General features: G+C 63.3%; 14 protein-coding genes. 10 read left to right on the top strand and 4 right to left on the bottom strand.

Annotated features, from left to right (window positions below; genetic code table 11):
* Positions 1–36: 36 nt before the first annotated feature.
* The 4 genes from rmuC to ACSQ25_RS05210 all read right to left on the bottom strand — a co-directional run bounded on the left by rmuC (position 37) and on the right by ACSQ25_RS05210 (position 5396).
* Positions 37–1356, bottom strand: a complete 1320-nt coding sequence (rmuC, locus tag ACSQ25_RS05225; RefSeq protein WP_436104647.1) for a DNA recombination protein RmuC — start codon at positions 1354–1356, stop codon at positions 37–39.
* A gap of 5 nt (positions 1357–1361) precedes the next feature.
* Entirely contained in the window at positions 1362–1766 is a 405-nt protein-coding gene (locus ACSQ25_RS05220) for a group II truncated hemoglobin (protein ID WP_436104646.1), read from the bottom strand.
* Positions 1767–1829: 63 nt separating this feature from the next.
* Positions 1830–4361, bottom strand: a complete 2532-nt coding sequence (locus ACSQ25_RS05215; protein ID WP_436104645.1) for an ABC transporter permease — start codon at positions 4359–4361, stop codon at positions 1830–1832.
* A 9-nt stretch (positions 4362–4370) separates the two neighbouring features.
* The gene (locus ACSQ25_RS05210; RefSeq protein ID WP_436104644.1) at positions 4371–5396 is read right to left on the bottom strand and encodes an adenosine deaminase; all 1026 of its coding nucleotides are present in this window, start codon (positions 5394–5396) and stop codon (positions 4371–4373) included.
* Between the two features lie 595 nt (positions 5397–5991).
* On the opposite strand from ACSQ25_RS05210, the gene ACSQ25_RS05205 reads away from it, so the two are divergent.
* The 10 genes from ACSQ25_RS05205 (at position 5992) to ileS (ending at position 19910) form a co-directional block, all read left to right on the top strand.
* Positions 5992–7914: a PrkA family serine protein kinase gene (locus ACSQ25_RS05205; RefSeq protein ID WP_436104643.1), complete on the top strand. Its 1923-nt coding sequence runs from the start codon at positions 5992–5994 to the stop codon at positions 7912–7914.
* Positions 7915–8189: 275 nt separating this feature from the next.
* Positions 8190–9461: a YeaH/YhbH family protein gene (locus ACSQ25_RS05200; RefSeq protein ID WP_436104642.1), complete on the top strand. Its 1272-nt coding sequence runs from the start codon at positions 8190–8192 to the stop codon at positions 9459–9461.
* A gap of 27 nt (positions 9462–9488) precedes the next feature.
* Entirely contained in the window at positions 9489–11012 is a 1524-nt protein-coding gene (locus ACSQ25_RS05195) for a SpoVR family protein (protein ID WP_436104641.1), read from the top strand.
* Between the two features lie 842 nt (positions 11013–11854).
* Entirely contained in the window at positions 11855–12517 is a 663-nt protein-coding gene (locus tag ACSQ25_RS05190) for an energy transducer TonB (RefSeq protein WP_436104640.1), read from the top strand.
* An 85-nt stretch (positions 12518–12602) separates the two neighbouring features.
* Entirely contained in the window at positions 12603–13547 is a 945-nt protein-coding gene (locus ACSQ25_RS05185; protein ID WP_436104639.1) for a MotA/TolQ/ExbB proton channel family protein, read from the top strand.
* Positions 13548–13549: 2 nt separating this feature from the next.
* A complete protein-coding gene (locus ACSQ25_RS05180) occupies positions 13550–13978 on the top strand; it encodes an ExbD/TolR family protein (RefSeq protein ID WP_436104638.1) in 429 nt (142 codons plus the stop codon).
* An 81-nt stretch (positions 13979–14059) separates the two neighbouring features.
* Positions 14060–14491 (top strand): ExbD/TolR family protein, encoded by a 432-nt coding sequence (locus tag ACSQ25_RS05175; RefSeq protein ID WP_436104637.1) that lies wholly within the window; start codon positions 14060–14062, stop codon positions 14489–14491.
* Between the two features lie 68 nt (positions 14492–14559).
* Positions 14560–15786 (top strand): tetratricopeptide repeat protein, encoded by a 1227-nt coding sequence (locus tag ACSQ25_RS05170; protein WP_436104636.1) that lies wholly within the window; start codon positions 14560–14562, stop codon positions 15784–15786.
* 176 nt (positions 15787–15962) lie between these two features.
* Positions 15963–16934 (top strand): bifunctional riboflavin kinase/FAD synthetase, encoded by a 972-nt coding sequence (locus tag ACSQ25_RS05165; protein WP_436104635.1) that lies wholly within the window; start codon positions 15963–15965, stop codon positions 16932–16934.
* An 84-nt stretch (positions 16935–17018) separates the two neighbouring features.
* Positions 17019–19910, top strand: a complete 2892-nt coding sequence (gene ileS, locus ACSQ25_RS05160) for an isoleucine--tRNA ligase (protein WP_436104634.1) — start codon at positions 17019–17021, stop codon at positions 19908–19910.
* Positions 19911–19955: the final 45 nt, after the last annotated feature.

The raw sequence follows: 19955 nt of genomic DNA, 5'->3' as shown, positions 1-19955 counted from the left end.
CGTGATTTGAACGCGCGGACGGCGAAGCCGTCCACCCTACGATTCGGTATCCAGTCCGTCTGCACCCAGCATCAGCTGGGCGGCCTCGCTCGGCAGCGCTTCCACTGACTTCAGCTTGCGCGCCATCTGGCGGCTGCGCACTTCCGCGGTTTCGATGTTCTTGGCGGCCTTCTCCAGCGTCGCCTTGGTGGTGGCCAGCACGTCGCCGAACTTGGTGAACTCGGTCTTCACCGCGCCCAGCACCTGCCACACTTCGGACGAGCGCTTTTCCAGCGCCAGCGTGCGGAAGCCCATCTGCAGGCTGTTGAGCAGCGCGCTCAGGGTCGAGGGGCCGGCGATCGTCACGCGCAGCGCACGCTGCAGGTCATCGGCCAGGCCGGGGCGGCGCATCACTTCCGCGTACAGGCCTTCGGTCGGCAGGAACAGGATCGCGAAGTCGGTGGTCTGCGGTGGCGACACGTATTTTTCGCAGATGGTCTTCGCTTCCACGCGCACCGCGCGTTCCAGCTCGGCGCCGGAGCGCGCCACGCCCTCGGCGTCGGCCAGTTCCGCCGCTTCCAGCAGGCGCTCGTACTGCTCCTTCGGGAACTTGGCATCGATCGGCAGCCACAAGGGCGGACCGCCGTCGACTACGCCCGGCAGCTTGATCGCGAACTCGACGCGGGCGCCGCTACCGGCGATGGTCTCGACGTTCTTGGCGTACTGGTCTACCGTCAGCACCTGCTCCAGCAGCATCTCGAGCTGCACTTCGCCCCAGGTGCCGCGGGTCTTGACGTTGGTGAGCACCCGCTTGAGGTCGCCCACGCCGATGGCCAGCTGCTGCATTTCGCCCAGGCCCTGGTGCACCTTTTCCAGGCGCTCGCTGACCTGCTTGAACGACTCGGTGAGACGCGTTTCCAGCGTCGCGTGCAGCTTCTCGTCGACGGTCTGACGCATCTCTTCGAGGCGCTTGGCGTTATCGTTCTGCAGGTCGCGAATCTTGGTTTCCAGCGTGCCGCGCACTTCCAGCATGCGCTGGGCGTTCGACTCCGTCAGGTTCGACAGGGTCAGCTGCAGGGTGTCGGCGAAGCGCTTGAGGGCGCGCGCCTGCTCCTCGCGGCCGCTGCTCGAATGCAGCTGCATCTGCTGGCGCATGCTGTCGAGCTGCTGCACGGTGGCCCCATGGTATTGGCCCATGTGCCCAGCCACTTCCTGGCGCGTGGCCTGGGCGGTGGATTGCAGCTCGCCGCGCAGCTCGCGTTCCAGGCGTTCGATGTGGCGGCCGTCGCCGTTGGATCGGGCACGCGCCAGCAGGAGCAGCTGCAGGCCGATGACGACCACGACAGCCAGCAGGATCAGGATTTCCAGGATGTTCATGCAGGTCAGTCGGCCTTGTTCCGCATCCAGTCCGCAGTCTGGTAGAAGGACTGCATCAGGCGCATGCGCAGCGCCTCGTCGTAGCCCAGGTCTTCCATCGCCCAGGCCATCGCGCGCAGCCACTGGTCGCGCTCCTTGGTGCCGATGGCGAACGGCAGGTGGCGCGCGCGCAGGCGCGGGTGGCCGTAGCGCTCGACGAAGAGATCGGGACCGCCGGTCCAGCCGGACAGGAACATGAACAGCTTCTCGCGCGAGCTGTCGTTGGGTTGCGGGTGCATGGCGTGGATGCCGGCGAATTCGGGCTCCAGCTGCATCAGGTCGTAGAAGCGGTCGACCAGTTCGCGCAGGCGCTCGGCGCCGCCCATCACTTCGTAGAGCGTTTGTGCTTCCGGGGTGTTCGATTCAGACATGCCAGCATGATAGCGCAGCCGGAGCGGCCCGTGGCCTTCCGACTGCGCCCTGTTGCAAACTGCTCAGGCTTCGCGCAAGGTCTGCAGCGGCGGTTGGCGCAGCACGCTGCGCAGGCCGAGCCAGCCACCGATCAGCGCGCAGACCGCGCCGACCACGACGCCTGCCAGCCACACCTGCGGCTCGAACTTCCACGGGAACTTGAAGACGTATTCGGCCAGCACCCAACCCATGGCCGCCGCGCCGGTTGCCGCCAGCACGCCGGACAGGCCACCCACCAGCACGAACTCGATCCGCTGCGCCGTCGCCAGCTGGCCTTTGGTGGCGCCGAGCGCGCGCAGCAGGCCGGCTTCGCGGGTGCGTTCCGACTGCGATCCCATCAGGGCCGCATACAGCACCAGCACGCCGGAAGCGAGCGTGAACATGAACAGGAACTCGACCGCCACCACCACCTGGTCGAGCACTTCCTGCAGCTGGCGGATGATGCCGGAAACGTCGATTACCGTCAGGTTCGGATATTCCCGCGTCAGGGCGTTGGTCAGCTTGCCTGCGCTGCCCGGCAAATGGAAGGCCGTCATGTAGCTCTTCGGCGCATTCGCCATCGCCGCCGGATTGATGATGACGAAGAAGTTGGCGCGCATCGAGCCCCATTCGAGTTTGCGCAGGCTGCTCACCCTGGCCTCCACCGGCAGGCCGGCCATGTCGAAGCGCATCACGTCGCCCAGCTTCAGGCCCAGGGTCGCGGCGAGCTTCTGCTCTACGGAAGCCTCGGCCACGCCCGGCGCATCCTTGTACCACTTGCCGGCGACGACCTCGTTGGTCTCCGGCAGGTCGGGCACCGTGGACAGGTTGAACTCGCGCTCGGCCAGCCGGCGCGCATCGCCGTTCTGGTAGGTGTTGCGGGTCAGCTGCTTGCCGTTGATGTGGGTCAGGCGGCCGCGGATCATCGGGTACAGGAACACGTTCTGCACCCCGGCGCCGCGCAGCTGCTGCTCGACGCCCGGCGCCTGCTCCGGCTGGATGTTGATGATGAAGCGGTTCGGCGCGTCCGGCGGCGTGGCCGTGCGCCAGGCCGCCATCAGGTCGCCGCGCACGACGGTGAGCAGCAGCAGCGCCATCAGGCCCAGCGACAGCGACACCACCTGCACCACGGTGGCGCCGGGACGGCGCTGCAGCGAGGTGATGGCGAAGCGCCAGCTCTGGTTCTTCGAGGCGCCGCGCAACTGGCGCAGCAGGCGCAGGCCGAGCCAGGCCACCAGCGCGAACAGGGCCAGGCCGCCGAGGAAGCCGCCGGCCGTCATCAGGGCCAGTCTGGTATCGCCGGCCTGCCACAGCAGCAGCGCCAGGAATACGCCGATGCCCAGGCCATAGGTGGCCAGCGCCAGCGGTTGCGGAGCCGCGGCTTCGCGCCGGATGACGCGGTTGTGCGGCACGTTGCGCAGCTGGAGCACCGGCGGCAGCGCGAAGCCGACCAGCAGCAGCATGCCGGTGGCGATTCCCTGCAGCGCCGGCAGCGGGGACACCGGCGGCAGGTCGGGCGGCAGCAGGTTGCCGATCATCTGGACCAGGATGAAATGGGCGCCGAAGCCGACCGCCACGCCCAGCAGGCTGCCCGCCAGGCCGACGATGGCGAATTCGATCAGGTACATGGCGCCGACCTGGTTCTGGGTCATGCCGAGGCAGCGCAGCATGGCGCAGGCGTCCAGGTGGCGCTGCATGAAGCGGCGCGCCGCCATTGCGACCGCCACCGCGGCCAGCATTGCCGACAGCAGGCCGACCAGCGACAGGAAGCTGTCGGCGCGGTCGAGCGTGGCGCGCATCTCGGGACGGCCGTTTTCCAGTGTCTCGATACGCACGCCGCGCACGTTGCGCGCCGTGATGTCGGCGCGCAGCCATTTTTCATAGGCCGCCACGGCCGACATGTCGTTGCGCGAGGGCGAAGCCACCTGCAGCCGGTAGCTCACCCGCGAGAACGCATCCACCAGTCCCGTGGCCGCCAGGTCGCCCATCGACAGCATCACGCGCGGCGCGAAGTTGGCGAAGGAGGCGCCCTTGTCCGGTTCGGTGGCGATCAGCTGCGCGATGCGGAACTGCTTGTCGCCGAGCTGGATGCTGCCGCCCACGCCGACGCGCAGCGCGGTCAAGAGGTTGGCATCCACCCATACGGTGCCGGGTTCGGGAATGCCCCGGGTCTTCTGGCCGATGGCGCGGCCGGCGTCTTCCGGATTGGTCGTGATGCTGAGCTGGCCGCGCAGCGGATAGCCGTTGGAGACGGCCTTGACGGCCGACAGCTGGGCACTCGAGGCCTCGCCCTCGCCCGCCTGCGCCATGCTCTGGAAGCTGGCGGTTTCCGCCACCAGCAGGCCGCGGCGGCGCGCCTCGTCACGCCAGCGCGGCTGGATCGCATCGTCGGCATTCACCAGCAGGTCGGCGCCCAGCAGCTGGTGGGCGTCGCGGTTCAGGCCCGCGCGCATGCGGTCGATGAAGAAGCCGACCGAGGACAGCGCGGATACGGCCACGATCAGGGCCACCAGCAGGAAACGCAGCTCGCCCGCGCGCCAGTCGCGCGCGGTCATGCGGAGGGACTGGAGGAACATCGGCTTCCTTTATTCGGTAACTGCGGCGGTGGCGGTGGCGAAGAACGCGTCGACCTCGGCCAGGAAAGCGCGCTTGCGTTCCGGGTCGAGGAAGGAGGCGGCGAAGCTGTTGCGCGCGAGCTGGCGCGCATGGCCGGCGTCGAGCGGCAGCGCCTCGAAGGCGGCGATGAAATTATCGTTCATGTAGCCGCCGAAATAGGCCGGGTCGTCCGAGTTGACGGTGGCCGCCAGGCCCTTGTCGAGCAACGCGCGCAGGTTGTGGCTGCCCATCACGTCGAACACGCGCAGCTTGATGTTCGACAGCGGGCAGACGGTCAGCGCCATGCCTTCGCGCGCCAGGCGCGCGGTCAGTTCCGGGCTCTCGAGGGTGCGCACGCCGTGGTCGATGCGCTCGACCTTGAGCACGTCGAGCGCGCTTTCGATGTAGGCCGGCGGCCCCTCCTCGCCCGCGTGCGCCACCAGGCGCAGGCCGAGCTGGCGTGCGCGCTCGAACACGCGCGCGAATTTCTCGGGCGGGTGGCCGACTTCGGATGAATCCAGGCCGACGCCGATGAACTTGTCGCGGTAAGGCAGCGATTCGTCCAGCGTGGCGAGCGCCTCTTCCTCGGACAGGTGGCGCAGGAAGCACATGATCAGGCTCGCGCTGATCGGGCCTTCCTGGCAGGCGCGCCAGATCCCGTTGATGACGGTCTCGAAAGGCACGCCGCGCGCGGTATGGGTCTGGGGGTCGAAGAAGATCTCGGCATGGCGCACATTGTCGGCATGGGCGCGCGCCAGGTAGGCCGCCGTCATGTCGTAGAAATCCTGCTCGGTCAGGAGCACGCTCGCGCCCGCGTAATAGATGTCGAGGAAGGATTGCAGGTCGGTGAAAGCGTAGGCCTCGCGCAACGCCTCGACCGAGGCATAGGGCAGCGATACGCCATTTCTTTGCGCCAACGCAAAAATCAGCTCGGGTTCCAGCGAACCTTCGATATGGATGTGCAATTCTGCCTTGGGCATATGTTGCAGGATGTGGCGCAGCTGGTCATGCAGCATGATGTTCTCCGGCGCTAGGCTGTTCGGTGGGACGTTGCCGACAAGTGTAACGCATGCCTGCCGCCCTCCTCCTCCATAGGTGGAAACGGCGGTTTCTGCGCACTCCGTATTGACCGTATGCGTGCGCCACAGCTTGAACATATCGTGCAATATCGTTTCACAACTGTTGATATTTAAGCAGCCTGGACAGGTTTGAATCGACCGTTCCAGACCCGTATCGAAGGCATGGCGGAAGCCCGTTTCCGGACGCTTCCCGGATGCCTGAAAAGTCGGTTTTTCTTATTCGATTCAAGCACTTGCATATGCATTATCCGCGCACGCGACACTGCTTTGACTTCGGGAACTAATAGGCACATAATAAATTTCACAAACGCAAAAAAGACGCTCTCCAAGCAACGGGAGACCGGAGCGGACCGCACAGATCCAGTCCGGGACGACAACAAGAAAATCGCAGCATCCGCGGCACCGGCGATCCTGGTGCCAGATGCGCGCGACCCACAAGGAGTACGCCAATAAAGTCCGGGGCCTGAGGCAGCCCTTTGCACAGTCGGCTGCCATGACGTGATCGTTGTTCGTACATTAAAGGACATTCGAAATGAGCATCTTTGACAACTACACCGCCCGCTACGAGCGTACCAAGGAAGAGGAATTCTCCATGGCGGAGTACCTCCAACTGTGCAAGAAAGACCCCCTGACCTATGCCAGCGCACCGGAACGCATGCTCGCGGCCATCGGCGACCCGACCCTGATCGACACCCGCCTCGACCCGCGCCTGTCCCGCATCTTCGCCAACAAGGTGATCAAGGTCTATCCGGCCTTCCGCGAGTTCTACGGCATGGAAGAAGTGATCGAACAGGTCGTCTCCTACTTCCGCCACGCGGCCCAGGGCCTGGAAGAACGCAAGCAGATCCTCTACCTGCTGGGCCCGGTCGGCGGCGGCAAGTCCTCGATCGCCGAAAAACTCAAGAGCCTGATGGAGCATGTGCCCTTCTACGCGATCAAGGGTTCGCCCGTGAACGAATCGCCGCTGGGCCTGTTCAACGAAGAAGAAGACGGCACCATCCTCGAAGAGGACTACGGCATCCCGCGCCGCTACCTGCGCGCCATCCCGAGTCCCTGGGCCGTCAAGCGCCTGCACGAGTTCGGCGGCGACATCAACAAGTTCCGCGTGGTCAAGCGCTACCCTTCGATCCTCAAGCAGATCGCGGTCTCCAAGACCGAGCCAGGCGACGAGAACAACCAGGACATTTCCTCGCTGGTCGGCAAGGTCGACATCCGCAAGCTCGAGGACTACGCCCAGGACGATCCGGACGCCTACAGCTATTCGGGCGGCCTGTGCCTGGCCAACCAGGGCCTGATGGAATTCGTCGAGATGTTCAAGGCGCCGATCAAGGTGCTGCACCCGCTGCTGACGGCCACGCAGGAAGGCAACTACAAGGGCACCGAAGGCTTCGGCGCGATTCCCTTCGAGGGCATCGTGCTGGCGCACTCCAACGAGTCCGAATGGAAGACCTTCCGCAACAACCGCAACAACGAGGCTTTCCTCGACCGTATCTACATCGTGAAGGTGCCTTACTGCCTGCGCGTGTCCGACGAGATCAAGATCTACGACAAGCTGCTGTACAACTCCTCGCTCGACAAGGCGCCTTGCGCGCCGGGCACACTGCGCATGATGGCGCAGTTCGCGATCCTGTCGCGCCTGAAGGACCCGGAGAACTCGAGCATCTATTCCAAGATGCTGGTGTATGACGGCGAAAACCTGAAGGACACCGATCCCAAGGCCAAGTCGCTGCACGAGTACGTCGACTATGCCGGCGTGGACGAAGGCATGAACGGCCTGTCGACCCGCTTCGCCTTCAAGATCCTGTCCAAGGTCTTCAACTTCGACAACACCGAAGTGGCGGCCAACCCGGTGCACCTGCTCTACGTGCTTGAGCAGCAGATCGAACGCGAGCAGTTCCCGCCGGAGACCGAGCAGCGCTACCTCTCCTACATCAAGGAGCACCTGGCGCAGCGCTACGTCGATTTCATCGGCAAGGAAATCCAGACCGCCTACCTGGAGAGCTATTCGGAATACGGCCAGAACATCTTCGATCGCTACGTCACCTTCGCCGACTTCTGGATCCAGGACCAGGAATTCCGCGACCCGGACACCGGCGAAAGCTTCGACCGCGAATCGCTCAATGCCGAGCTGGAAAAGATCGAGAAGCCGGCCGGCATCTCGAATCCCAAGGACTTCCGCAACGAGATCGTCAACTTCAGCCTGCGTGCGCGGGCCACCAATGCCGGCAAGAATCCGGCCTGGACCAGCTACGAGAAATTCCGTAGCGTGATCGAGAAGAAGATGTTCTCGAACACCGAGGAACTCCTGCCTGTGATTTCCTTCAATGCGAAAGCGAGCGCCGAGGATGCCAACAAGCATGCCGACTTCGTGGCCCGCATGGTCGAGAAGGGCTATACGCCGAAGCAGGTCCGCCTGCTGTGCGAATGGTACCTGCGCGTAAGGAAATCCTCCTGACAAGGGCGCAGCGCACGCCGCAAAAATGGCGTGCGCCGCACACGCGATCGCGCTGCGTATTAAGATAGACGCATCGAGATCTCGCCAGTCCGTCCGCAAAGCAACGCGCAGCAGGTTCTTCGAGCCGCCCGCAACGTATCGGCGGCTCGAAGAACCGTCGCGAGCGGCAGCAGATGTGGCCGAGAAGCGCAACCGTACAAACGTACGGTGAGCATCGCAGGCCGCAGCTGCAACGCGCAGCAGGTTCTTCGAGCCGCCACCACAGGAGGTTAGTTTTGACTTATCTCATCGACCGACGCTTGCAGGGCAAGAACAAGTCCGCGGTGAACCGCGAACGCTTCCTGCGCCGCTACAAGGCGCAGATCAAGGATGCGGTCGGGCGCGCGATCAAGGGCCGTTCGATCACCGATATCGAGAACGGCGAAAAAGTCACGATCCCCGTCAAGGACGTGAACGAACCCCATTTCGGCCATGCCCACGGGGGCGTCTGGGAAACCGTCAACCCGGGCAATACCGAATACCAGAAGGGCGACCAGTTCAACCGTCCGCGCAGCGGCGGCGGCGGCTCGGGGCGCGGACGCGCCGGCAACAGCGACCAGACCACCGAAGACGACTTCATCTTCGAACTGTCGCGCGAAGAATTCATGAATTATTTCTTCGAGGATCTCGAGCTGCCGAACATGATCAAGACGCAGCTGAGCCAGACCATCGAATTCAAGAACCAGCGCGCCGGCTACAACGTGTCCGGCACGCCCTCCAATATCCACGTGCTGCGCTCGCTGCGCGGCGCACTGGGGCGCCGCATCGCCGTCGGCGGTCCCGCCAAGCGCCAGCTCAAGGAAGCCGAAGAAGCGCTGCAGGCCCTGCTCGACCGGGGCGCGCCTTCCGACGACGAGGAAGTGGTGGCGCTGAAGGAGCAGATCCACCACCTGCACATCCGCCTCAACGCGATTCCCTTCATCGATCCCTTCGACCTACGCTATTCGAACCGGATCAAGGTGCCCAAGCCGAGCACCTCGGCCGTGATGTTCTGCATCATGGACGTGTCCGGCTCGATGGACGAGACGCGCAAGGACACCGCCAAGCGCTTCTTCATCCTGCTCTACCTCTTCCTCAAGCGCGTGTACGAAAAGATCGACGTCGTCTTCATCCGCCACCACACGGCCGCGGCCGAAGTGGACGAGAACGAATTCTTCCACTCGCGCGAGTCGGGCGGCACGGTGGTGTCCTCGGCCCTGCACCTGCTGCAGAAGGTGCTCGCCGAACGCTACGGCAGCGCCGACTGGAACGCCTACGTGGCCCAGGCCTCGGACGGCGACAACTGGGACAACGACTCGGTGCTGTGCAAGCAGATCCTGAGCAATGCGATCATGCCGCGGGTCCAGTACTACACCTATGTCGAGATCACCGACGGCCCGCCGCAAAACCTGTGGGAACAGTATTGCGAGGTGGCCGACCACCACAAGAATTTCGCGATGCAGAAGATCGTCACCCCGGCCGATATCTACCCGGTCTTCCGCGAGCTGTTCAAGAAACAGCCGAAGTAAAAGGCTCAGTCAACGATGAACGCCGCCATGCCAAGAGACCCCAACAATCCGCGCGCCCTGCCGGACCAGTCCGAATGGACCTTCGACCTGATCGAACAGGCGCACGATGAAATCAAGCGGGTGGCCAAGCGCTACGGCCTGGACACCTATCCGAACCAGCTCGAGATCATCACCGCCGAGCAGATGATGGATGCCTATACGTCGGTCGGCATGCCGGTGTCGTACAACCACTGGTCGTTCGGCAAGCACTTCCTGACGACGGAGAAGAGCTACAAGCGCGGCCAGATGGGCCTGGCCTACGAGATCGTCATCAACTCGAATCCCTGCATCGCCTACCTGATGGAAGAGAACAGCCTGACGATGCAGGCCCTGGTGATCGCGCATGCTGCCTACGGGCACAACTCCTTCTTCAAGGGCAACTACCTGTTCCGTACCTGGACCGATGCCGACGCCATCGTCGACTACATGGTCTTCGCGAAGAACTATATCGCCGAGTGCGAACAGCGTTACGGCATCGATGCGGTCGAGGAATTGCTGGACTCCTGCCATGCGCTGCAGAATTATGGCGTCGATCGCTACAAGCGGCCGGCCAAGCTGTCGGTCGCCCAGGAGACCGCGCGCCAGAAAGAGCGCGAGGAATACGCCCAGTCGCAGATCAACGAGATCTGGCGCACTCTGCCGCTGCGCGAAGAGCATGTCGCCAGCGCGGCGCCGACCCGCTTCCCGCCCGAGCCCGAAGAAAACCTGCTCTACTTCATCGAGAAATACGCGCCGCTGCTGGAACCCTGGCAGCGCGAGCTAGTACGCATCACGCGCAAGATCTCGCAGTACTTCTACCCGCAGCGCCAGACCCAGGTGATGAACGAAGGCTGGGCCACCTTCTGGCACTACACCATCCTGCAAGACCTGTACAAGGAAGGGATCGTCGGCGACGGCTTCATGCTCGAATTCCTGCAAAGCCATACGAACGTCGTCTACCAGCCGCCGGCGACCAGCCCCTACTACAGCGGGATTAACCCGTATGCGCTCGGTTTTGCGATGATGAGCGACATTCGCCGTATTTGCGAAGATCCCACCGAGGAAGACCGCACCTGGTTCCCGGATATCGCGGGCAGCGACTGGATCAAGACCCTGGACTTTGCGATGCGCAACTTCAAGGACGAGAGCTTCATTGCCCAGTACCTCTCGCCCAAGCTGATCCGGGAGTTCCACTTCTTCGCCGTGCTCGACGACGACCGCAGCGACAAGCTGACGATCTCGGCAATCCACGACGAACAGGGCTACCGCTACGTCCGCCACAAGCTGGCCGATCAGTACAACATCGGCAGCCGCGAGCCGAACATCCAGGTCTGGCAGGTCAATACCCGCGACGACCGGGCCCTGACCCTGCGCCACACCCAGTTCAACCGCCGCCCGCTGAACCAGCAGGCGCAGGAGGTGCTCAAGCACGTCGCACGCCTGTGGGGCTTCGACGTCCGGCTCGAAACGGTCGACCCGAGCGGCCACGTGGTCAGCTTCCTCGAGTGCCGCCGCGAGAAGCGCGGCCGCTGACGGCGCTCGCCGGCCGCGACTTTTCGCGGCCTTTCCTGCATAATGCCTCCGCCCGGCACGGCGTTTTCCGCGCCGGCCAGGCTGGAACGCGGCAATCCGGCTCCAGAATCCCGCTCTCAGGACCATTTCTCCGCGTCCGCCCGCTGAAATCGGGTCTCAGGCACGGAGCCTGGACCTACCCGCCCAGCCCACCCCCGCCTTCCATGCCTCACCGCATGTTTTTGCGACCCCTTCCCCACCCAAATGACCACCGCAAGGTAGTTTTTTTGCGCTTCGGTGCGCTAACACACTGTTCAAAACCGCGATTTCCATGTAGTTTTGCTATGCATGAGGAGCAGATATCCGTAAACGGGTTATCAAACGCATAACTTATGCATGCCAAGACGAGACTTTCCCATGAGTTTAGGCTATGCCTTGGCGTCGGAAATCGGGCTTTTCCCGGCTGCTCAACAGTACGCGCAGCTTCTGCAAAACTGGCTATAGTTTGTGTAAACACCAAGGTGGTGTCATACGAAATTTGCTATGAAGCCGCTTGGGCGTGAAAAATTTGGCAAAACCACTATACGTGCCTCATGATCCACACATGGAGGAGAACCGCTACAAAAAATTACAAATCACCCCTGCTTTCTGGACCACGCACGCCCCCGCCCAGGACTTGTATAGATGAGCTTCTTTGCCTGTTTTTACAGGCAGTTAGCACTCCTTTCGGGGGTGTAAAAATGTATGCTCAAAAAAGAATTCGTAGGTATAATTCTTTGATGTCCCGGATGCGGCCCTAGATTTTTGTCGTGTTTAGTGGGTTTAGTGGCAACAAAAAAGAGTTGGTATTGGAGAAAGATGGCATGAATTTTACGCATGACAAGAACCCGGGTAAGAATTACACCGGTCTCGCCATTGTTATCCTGTTGCACGTGGTGGTAGCTTGGGCATTTATCAATGGCCTGGGCACCCGAATCGTCACCAAGGTAACCGAGGCTGTGGAAACGAAACTGATTGAAGAGGTGAAGCCGCCGCCACCGCCGGAAACGCCGCCGCCGCCGCCACCGCCGGAAATGAAGGCTCCGCCACCGCCGTTCATCCCGCCGGTCGAAGTCCAGGTGCAGCAGCCGCCGCCGCCAGCGAACGCGATCACGACGGCCACCAACACCCCGCCGCCGACGACGAACCTGGCACCTCCGGCCCCGCCGGCACCGCCAGCCCCTCCGGCACGCGGACCTGCTGGCCCGAGCCGTACCGAAGCGGTTGCAGACTTTAACACTTGCGCACGTCCGGAATACCCGCGTTCGTCGCAGCGTAACGAAGAAACCGGTACCACGACCCTGCAGTTCCTGATCGGTGTCGATGGTCGAGTAATGGAATCCAAACTGCAGAAGTCGTCTGGCTTCCGCGATCTGGATCGGGCCGCACAATCGGCCCTGAGCAAATGCCGATTCAAGCCGGCCACTGTTGATGGTCAGCCGCAACAGGCGTGGACAGCGGTGCAGTACGTCTGGACGCTGGAATAAAACCGAGACAGAACATCGTCTCAATCTATGATTTTCGTTGTCACTAGTTCAGCGAACTGTCTATTTTTATATTTTTGGAGGAAGCATGTTTAAGAATACCCGTTTGTCCGCTATGCTGGCGGCTGTCCTGTTCTCGGTAACGGCGGCATCGGCCCTGGTCTCCGCACCGGCCTTCGCTGACGCTCCTGCCGCAGGCGCTGCTGCTCCGGCGGCTGACGCGGCTGCAGCACCGGCTGCCGACGCAGCTGCTGCACCGGCTGCCGACGCAGCCGCCGCTCCGGCTGGCGACGCTGCCGCTCCGGCCGCTGCTGCCGGCGCTGAAGCCACCGAAGAAGTCGAAAATCCATACGGCATCGAAGCCATGTGGGCAGAAGGCGACTTCGTCAACAAGGGCACCATCATCATCCTGGCACTGATGTCGATCGGTTCGTGGTACATCATCGTCACCAAGCTGATCGACCAGCAGAAGATCATGCGCCAGTCGAAGGAAGCTTCGGCCAAGTTCTGGAAAGCTCCGTCGATCGCCGCTGGCTCGGCTCAGCTGAAAGAAGGCTCGCCGTTCCGCTTCATCGCTGAAACCGGCACCAAGGCAACCCAGCACCACGACGGCGCCCTGCTCGAGCAGATCGACCTGTCGACCTGGGTGACCATGCAGATCCAGCGCGCCGTGGACCGCGTCCAGTCGCGTCTGCAAGATGGCCTGTCGTTCCTGGCAACCGTCGGTTCGACCTCGCCGTTCATCGGTCTGTTCGGTACCGTCTGGGGCATCTACAACGCGCTGACCGCCATCGGTATGTCGGGTAACGCGTCGATCGACAAAGTGGCAGGCCCGGTGGGTGAAGCACTGATCATGACCGCATTCGGTCTGTTCGTCGCAGTCCCGGCGGTTCTGGGTTACAACTGGCTGGTTCGTCGTAACAAGTCGGTCATGGAAGACGTCCGTTCGTTCTCGGCTGACGTTCACTCGGTCCTGATCTCGGGCGCCATGTCGACCTCGAACGCAGCCGCTGGCGCCAAGAAGGCTGGTTAATCATGTCGATGAGTGTCGGCTCCGATTCCGGAGATGATGATGCCGTGATGTCAGAGATCAACACGACGCCGCTAGTCGACATCATGTTGGTTCTTCTGATCATCTTCCTGATCACCAGCCCGGTGGTTCTGAATCTGCAGAAAGTGAACCTGCCTGCAGAAACGAACGAGGTCACCAAGACCAAGCCGGAAGACGTCAACATCACCATCAACAAAGATGGCGAGATGTACTACAACCAGACGCGCATCGCGAACACGGACGAGCTGTTCAAGTTCCTCGCGGAGCAGTCGGTGAAGCAGCCGCAACCTGCCGTCAAAGTTCGTGGCGACCAAGAATCACGCTACGAATCGGTCGGCCGGGTCATCTATACGGCTCAGCGTGCTGGGATTCAGAAGGTCGGTTTCGTTATCGAACCGCCTGACAAGGGCTAACGTCCTGTCCGCGATATCGGGGTCTTCTACGGAAGACCTTGATATCGCGTCCGTGACCCCAACATTTGAAAAGGAAACACCATGGGCATGAACGTAGGTTCGGGCTCCGCTAAAGGAGCTGATCCGGAACCGATGATGGAAATGAACATGACGCCGCTGATCGACGTCCTGCTCGTTCTCATCATTATGATGATTATCACGATTCCGAAGCAAAACCACTCGGTCAATCTGAACATGCCGGTCGGCACCCCGCCACCGCAAACCACCCAGCCGGTGGTCGTGACGATTGACGTGGACTTCGACGGCACCATCCTTTGGGATGGCCAGGTCGTTGCGAATCGTGCGGAACTGGAATCCAAGATGAACGGCGTCGCTGCGATGCCGGACCAGCCGGAAGTGCACCTGCGTCCGAACAAGCTGGTCGAGTACAAGGTGGTTGCAGGCGTCATGGCAACCGCACAGCGTCTCGGCGTCACCAAGATCGGCATGGTCGGTAACGAGCAGTTCCAGTAATCGATCCATGTATGACCAACACGGCAGGGTTTCCCTGCCGTGTCCATTTTGAAGAAGGATGTTTTCAGATGATTAAATTCCGTCTCGCACACCTTGGCCTCGCACTGGCCGCTCTCGGTTTCACTGCCGCCGTGCCGGTCGTCGGCCTGGCCCCCGTGCACGCCGCGGTCACGCTGCGTCCGGAAGTCGGCAAGCCGCTGCAACAAGCGCAGACGCTGCTGAAACAGGGCAATGCCAAGGGCGCACTGGCTGCCCTGCGCGACGCGGACAAGGCAGCCAAGGACGACAACGAACGCTTCCTGATCGAGCGCGTGCGCGCCTCGGCGGCCTCGTCGGCCGGCGACTGGGGCACCGCTGCCAATTCGTTCGAAAAGCTGCTCGACTCGGGCAAGCTGAGCGCCGGTGAGCGCTCGCAGTTCTCGGAAGGCCTGGTCGGCATCTACATGCGCGCCGGCGACCTGAACAAGGCGAACGCCACCATCCAGAAGCTGCTGAAGAACGGCAACGATCCGAAGCTGCGCGCCTACCTGATGCAGAACTACTACAAGCAAGGCAACGTTGCCGCGCTGGAGCAGGAACTGCGCAATGCTGAAAAGAGCGGCCGCCTGAGCGAAGACGAACTCGGCATGCTGGCGAACATCCAGCTGAAGAAGAACGACAAGCTCGGCTACGTGAACACCATCGAGAAGCTGGCCTCCAGCTATCCGAAGGCCCAATACTGGAACGACCTGCTGAACCGCGTGCAGGGCAAGCCGGGCTTCTCGGGCCGCCTGATGGTGGACGTGTACCGCCTCAAGCTGGCCAACAACCTGATGAAGAAGCCGAGCGAGTTCATGGAAATGGCCCAGCTGGTGCTGCAGGCGAAAGCCCCGGCCGAAGCGCTGAAGGTCATCGACAAGGGCTACAAGGCCGGCGCCCTGGGCACCGGTACCGACGCCGCGCGTCACCAGCGCCTGAAGGACCTGGCCGAGAAGAACCTGGCCGAGCAAAACAAGGGCGTCGCCGCCCTGGAAGCCGAATACGCCGCCGCCAAGGACAACGACGCGCTGGTGGGCCTCGGCTACGCGCTGGTGCAGGCTGGCCAGGCCGACAAGGGCCTGAAAATGATGGAAACCGCCATCAAGGCCGGCGGCCTGCGTTACGCCGACGAAGCCAAGCTGCGCCTGGGCGAAGCCTATGCTGCGGCCGGCAAGAAGCAACAGGCGATCAGCACGCTCAAGACCGTCGGCGGCAAGGAAGGCGCCGCCGACCTGGCCCGCTACTGGATCATGGCGATCAACCGTCCGATCGCCTGATCACCAGCTGATCAAGCGTCCAGAAAACGCCGCCTGTTCGCAGGCGGCGTTTTTTTTGCGCCAGCGCATCCCTTTCCCACTCCCGCCATCCGGCCCTTCGTTGCTGTGCAACATGCGAGTTACCGTATAATCAGGTATTTCGCGCCGGACCGGCCGGCTGCGTCACTGGAACATTGATGAAGGTATTTCGCGGACTTCCCAACGACAGGGCGCGCGCACCCTGCGCCCTCACGATCGGCAACTTTGACGGTGTCCACCGCGGCCACCAGGCATTGTTGGCGCACGTGCGCGGCGCCGCCGCCAGGCTCGGGATCGAAGCCGCCGTCATGACCTTCGAACCGCATCCGCGCGAATACTTCGCCCGACGCATGGGCGACCTGTCGAAGGCCCCGGCCCGGATCGCCAACCTGCGCGACAAGCTGGGCGACCTGTCCGAGGCCGGCATCGACCGCGTCATCGTCGAACACTTCAACGAACACTTCGCCGCCCAGCCGCCGCAGGACTTCATCGGGCGCGTGCTGGTCGACGGCCTGCACGTCAAATGGCTGATGGTGGGCGACGACTTCCGCTTCGGCGCGAAGCGCGCCGGCGACATCGCCATGCTGCAGGAAGCCGGCCGCCAGTACGGCTTCCAGGTCGAGACCCTGGACGCCGTGATGCTCGGCGCGCGCCGCATCTCGTCCTCGGCCGTGCGCGAAGCGCTGGCCGCCGGCGACTTCGGCGCCACCCAGCAACTGCTCGGCCATCCCTATGCCATGTCGGGCCACGTGATCCATGGCCAGAAGCTGGGCCGTACCCTCGGCTTCCCGACCCTGAACCTGCGCGTCGCGCACCGCCCTGCCCTGTGCGGCATCTTCGTGGTGCAGGTGCATGGCCTGGCGGAGCAAGCGCTGCCGGCCGTCGCCAGCCTCGGCGTGCGCCCCACCGTCGAAGACGCAGGCCGCATGCTGCTCGAAGTGCACGTGTTCGACTATGACCAGCCCGCCTACGGCAAGCTGCTGCGGGTCGAATTCCTCGCCAAGCTGCGCGACGAGGAAAAATACGTCGACCTGCCCACGCTCACCGCCGCGATCGACCGTGATGCGGTGCAGGCACGCGCCTTCTTTGCGCACCGCAACGGCGCCCTGACCGCGACCGACCGAATTTGACGCCTGTCCGAAGGCAGCGCACCGAATGCAGGTGCTGCGCGGCCGCGCCGCGACACCGAACCGAATCCCTTAGAGAAGAAGCATATGTCCGACACCAAACCACAGAACAACGCCGGCCAAAAAGGCGCCAAGAAGCCTGAGAGCAAATACCCGGTCAACATGACCGACACCCCCTTCCCGATGCGCGGCGACCTCGCCAAGCGCGAGCCGGGCTGGGTCAAGCAATGGCAAGAGAAGAAGCTCTACCAGCGCATCCGCAAGGCTGCGGCCGGCCGTCCGAAATTCATCCTGCACGATGGCCCGCCGTATGCGAACGGCGACATCCACCTCGGCCATGCCGTCAACAAGATCCTGAAGGACATGGTCGTCAAATCGCGCACCATGGCCGGCTATGACGCTCCGTATGTCCCGGGCTGGGACTGCCACGGCATGCCGATCGAGATCCAGATCGAAAAACAGTTCGGCAAGAACCTGCCGACCGCCGAGGTGCTGCAGAAGGCCCGTGCCTACGCGCTCGAGCAGATCGACCGCCAGCGTGCCGGCTTCATCCGCCTGGGCGTGCTGGGCGAATGGGAAAACCCCTACATGACCATGGCCTACGGTAACGAGGCCGACGAGCTGCGCGCCCTCGGCAAGCTGCTCGAAAAGGGCTACGTCTACCGCGGCCTGAAGCCGGTCAACTGGTGCTTCGACTGCGGCTCGGCCCTGGCCGAGGCGGAAGTGGAATACCAGGACAAGCGCGATCCGGCGATCGACGTCGGCTTCCCCTTCGCGGAGCCGGAAAAAGTCGCGGCCGCCTTCGGCCTGCCGTCGCTGCCGACCACCAACGGCTTCATCGTGATCTGGACCACCACCCCGTGGACCATCCCGTCGAACCAGGCCCTGAACGTCAATCCGGAAGTGACGTATGCGCTGGTCCAGGCCGAGCGCGAAGGCCAGCCCCTGTTGCTGATCCTGGCGCAGGACCTGGTCGAAGCGACCCTGCAGCGCTACAAGCTGGAAGGGACCGTCATCGCCACCACCCTGGGCGAACAGCTGGACGGCCTGCGCTTCAAGCACCCGCTGCACGCGCAAGACGCCTTCTATGACCGCACGTCGCCGGTCTACCTGGCCGACTACGTCACCACCGACAGCGGCACCGGCGTGGTGCACTCGGCCCCGGCCTACGGCCTGGAAGACTTCCAGTCCTGCAAATCGCACGGCATGAAGGACGACGAGATCCTCAAGCCGGTGATGGGCGACGGCCGCTTCGCCTCGACCCTGCCGCTGTTCGGCGGCCTGACCATCTGGGAAGCCTCGAAGCCGATCTGCGAAGCCCTGCGTGCCGCATCCGCCCTGTTCGAACTGAAGATGTTTGACCACAGCTACATGCACTGCTGGCGCCACAAGACCCCGATCGTCTACCGCGCCACCAGCCAGTGGTTCGCCGGCATGGACCTGACCCCGAAGGACGGCGGCCCGACCCTGCGCGAAACCGCGCTGGCCGGCATCGCCGAAACGAAGTTCTTCCCTGACTGGGGCCAGGCGCGCCTGCACGGCATGATCGCCAACCGTCCGGACTGGACCCTGTCGCGCCAGCGCCAGTGGGGCGTGCCGATGGCCTTCTTCATCCACAAGGAAACCGGCGAGCTGCATCCACGCACCCCGGAACTGCTGGAGCAGGTCGCCAAGCTGATCGAGCAGAACGGCATCGACGCCTGGCAGCAGCTCGACCCGGCCGAGCTGCTGGGTGCGGACGCCGCCACCTACGAGAAGAACAAGGACACGCTGGACGTCTGGTTCGACTCGGGCTCGACCCACCAGACCGTGCTGCGCGGTTCGCACCAGGAGCAATCCGCCTTCCCGGCCGACCTCTACCTGGAAGGCTCGGACCAGCACCGCGGCTGGTTCCACTCCTCGCTGCTGACCTCCTCGATGCTGAACGGCCGCCCGCCCTACAAGGCCCTGCTGACCCACGGCTTCACCGTCGACGAAAACGGCAAGAAAATGTCCAAGTCGCTCGGCAACACGCTGGCGCCGCAAAAGATCTCGGACACCCTGGGCGCCGACATCCTGCGCCTGTGGGTGGCCTCGACTGATTACACCGGCGAGCTGTCGATCGGCGAGGAAATCCTGAAACGCGTCACCGAGTCCTACCGCCGGATCCGCAACACCCTGCGCTTCCTGCTGGCGAACACCTCGGACTTCGACCCGGCCAAGCACGCCGTGCCGATGAACGAGCTGTTCGAGATCGACCGCTATGCGATCGCCGCGATGGCCCAGCTGCAGAACGACATCGCCGGCCACTTCGAGCGCTACGAGTTCCACCCGGTGGTTGCGCGCCTGCAGAACTACTGCTCGGAAGACCTGGGCGGCTTCTACCTCGACATCCTGAAGGACCGCCTGTACACCAGCGGCGTCGATTCGACCGCCCGCCGTTCGGCCCAGACCGCGCTGTGGCACATCGCCCATGCGCTGCTGCGCGTGATGGCGCCGATCCTGTCCTTCACCGCCGAGGAAGCCTGGGCCGTGTTCGCAGGCCAGCAAGGCTACGCGGAATCGGACGAGACCATCTTCACCCAGACCCTGTGGAGCTTCCCGCAGCTGGCGGACGGCGAAGCGCTGCTGGCCAAGTACGCGGCCCTGCGCGAAGTGCGCGCCGACGTCACCAAGCAGCTGGAAGAAGTGCGTGCTTCGGGCGCCATCGGCTCCTCGCTGCAGGCGGAACTGGCGATCAAGGCGGCCGGCGAGAAGTACGGCCTGCTGGCCAGCCTCGAGGATGACCTGAAGTTCGTGTTCATCACCTCGCAGGCGAGCGTGGAACAGGTCGCGGACGCCGCCAACGAAGCGGTAACCGTGACCCCGTCGGAAGCGGAGAAGTGCGAGCGCTGCTGGCACTACCGCCGCGACGTCGGCCACCACCACGAGCACGCCGGCCTGTGCGGCCGTTGCGTGAGCAACCTGTTCGGCAGCGGCGAGAAACGCCGTTACGCTTAAGCCCCTTTTGCGGGTTTTACCGTCATGCCGCGAACGCGGCATGAC

The organism is Massilia sp. LjRoot122 (genome assembly GCF_964252725.1).
Lineage (GTDB): Bacteria > Pseudomonadota > Gammaproteobacteria > Burkholderiales > Burkholderiaceae_D > Telluria.
This window is presented reverse-complemented; position numbering and strand designations above follow the sequence as displayed.

Coding starts and splice junctions, on each gene's coding strand:
- rmuC (WP_436104647.1), bottom strand. CDS start 1,356: ATGAACATCCTGGAAATCCTGATCCTGCTGGCTGTCGTGGTCGTCATC.
- ACSQ25_RS05220 (WP_436104646.1), bottom strand. CDS start 1,766: ATGTCTGAATCGAACACCCCGGAAGCACAAACGCTCTACGAAGTGATG.
- ACSQ25_RS05215 (WP_436104645.1), bottom strand. CDS start 4,361: ATGTTCCTCCAGTCCCTCCGCATGACCGCGCGCGACTGGCGCGCGGGC.
- ACSQ25_RS05210 (WP_436104644.1), bottom strand. CDS start 5,396: ATGCTGCATGACCAGCTGCGCCACATCCTGCAACATATGCCCAAGGCA.
- ACSQ25_RS05205 (WP_436104643.1), top strand. CDS start 5,992: ATGAGCATCTTTGACAACTACACCGCCCGCTACGAGCGTACCAAGGAA.
- ACSQ25_RS05195 (WP_436104641.1), top strand. CDS start 9,489: ATGCCAAGAGACCCCAACAATCCGCGCGCCCTGCCGGACCAGTCCGAA.
- ACSQ25_RS05190 (WP_436104640.1), top strand. CDS start 11,855: ATGAATTTTACGCATGACAAGAACCCGGGTAAGAATTACACCGGTCTC.
- ACSQ25_RS05185 (WP_436104639.1), top strand. CDS start 12,603: ATGTTTAAGAATACCCGTTTGTCCGCTATGCTGGCGGCTGTCCTGTTC.
- ACSQ25_RS05180 (WP_436104638.1), top strand. CDS start 13,550: ATGTCGATGAGTGTCGGCTCCGATTCCGGAGATGATGATGCCGTGATG.
- ACSQ25_RS05175 (WP_436104637.1), top strand. CDS start 14,060: ATGGGCATGAACGTAGGTTCGGGCTCCGCTAAAGGAGCTGATCCGGAA.
- ACSQ25_RS05170 (WP_436104636.1), top strand. CDS start 14,560: ATGATTAAATTCCGTCTCGCACACCTTGGCCTCGCACTGGCCGCTCTC.
- ACSQ25_RS05165 (WP_436104635.1), top strand. CDS start 15,963: ATGAAGGTATTTCGCGGACTTCCCAACGACAGGGCGCGCGCACCCTGC.
- ileS (WP_436104634.1), top strand. CDS start 17,019: ATGTCCGACACCAAACCACAGAACAACGCCGGCCAAAAAGGCGCCAAG.